Origin of the sequence: Pseudomonas reinekei, from assembly GCF_001945365.1 — a bacterium.
Lineage (GTDB): Bacteria > Pseudomonadota > Gammaproteobacteria > Pseudomonadales > Pseudomonadaceae > Aquipseudomonas > Aquipseudomonas reinekei.
Genome location: NZ_MSTQ01000055.1, coordinates 1 through 773, shown reverse-complemented (window position 1 = coordinate 773; position 773 = coordinate 1). Strand labels below are relative to the sequence as shown.

The following is a 773-nucleotide window of genomic DNA, read 5'->3' as shown; positions in this document are numbered from 1 at the left end:
TGAGACCGCCGACTGCCGGGGTCGAAGTATTGCCACCGGCACGCACACCGATCACCGCGCCCAGACCGTCGGCGCCGCCGATGTCGTTGTCCAGCACATTGCCGCTGACGGTGCCGCCTTCCTGTACCGAATCAACATCGGCTTTCGCGGTGGGCACGTCATCGACGATGTTGACCACGATGGTGCTGGTGACCACGTTGCCGAGGGAATCGGTGGCCTGGTAGGTGAAGGTTTCCTGGGTGACGTTTGGCCCATCGTTGGCGTTCGGCGACGTGCTCGGTGGCGAGGTCAGGGTGTAGGTGTAAGTGCCATTGGGGTTGAGCAGGATTTGCCCGTGAGCCCCGGTGGCGCTGCCGACCAGCGCGTAGGTAATCGCGCCCACGGCGCCGCTGACCGAGCCGACCAGCGTGCCGGACGCGGTTTCACCGGTGCTGCCCGGCTGACTGCCAACGACCGTGCCCGGCGCCAGATCCAGCCCATCCTTGTTCAGGTCGAGGGCTTTTTCGTAGACGGTGACATCGCTGTCGCTCACCGCTTGCAGGCAGCTGTTGTAGACGTCGATGGTGATGGTGGTGGTGCTTTGATCGCCATCGGCATCGCGCACGGTGTAGGTGAAGACATCCACCGCACCCGGGCCGCTCACGGCGTTCGGGTTGCTGTGATAGACCGCATTGCCGTTGGCGTCGAGGGTCAGGTAGCCGTAGTTACCGTTGATCTGCGTATTGAGACCGCCGACTGCCGGGGTCGAAGTATTGCCACCGGCACGCACACCG

General features: G+C 64.0%; 1 protein-coding gene. It reads right to left on the bottom strand.

Annotated elements, in window-relative coordinates; all coding sequences use genetic code 11:
* A partial coding sequence (locus BVK86_RS28945; protein WP_208609349.1) for an Ig-like domain-containing protein occupies positions 1–773 on the bottom strand: 773 nt, incomplete at both ends.